Raw genomic sequence first — 295 nt, 5'->3', positions numbered from 1 at the left:
ACGAGGACGAGGGTGTTTCAGGTGTTGCACGTCGGCGTCCTGGGCTCGACCAAGCGCTCGCCACGCTGAAACAGGGCGACACCCTCGTGACATGGCGACTTGATCGCCTGGGGCGTTCCCTGCCGCACCTGATTGAGCTGGTAGCGGCTTTGCAGGATCGGGGTTGCGGGTTCGTATCGCTTAACGAAGCGATCGATACCGGTTCGGCCGGGGGCAAGCTGGTGTTTCATATCATGGGAGCATTGGCTGAGTTCGAGCGCGCCTTGATCGTGGAGCGCACCCGCGCCGGCATGAC

Annotated in this window: 1 protein-coding gene; it reads left to right on the top strand. The window is 62.7% G+C overall.

The genetic code is table 11. The features are described 5' to 3' along the window. The coding region (locus IFT54_RS20210) for a recombinase family protein (RefSeq protein ID WP_192071990.1) at positions 1-295 on the top strand (295 nt) is incomplete at both ends.

Origin of the sequence: Sphingomonas sp. CFBP 13714 (genome assembly GCF_014842205.1) — a bacterium.
Classification (GTDB): domain Bacteria; phylum Pseudomonadota; class Alphaproteobacteria; order Sphingomonadales; family Sphingomonadaceae; genus Sphingomonas; species Sphingomonas aerolata.
Note: the sequence above shows the minus strand (reverse complement) of the source record. Positions and strands in the feature narration are given on the sequence as shown.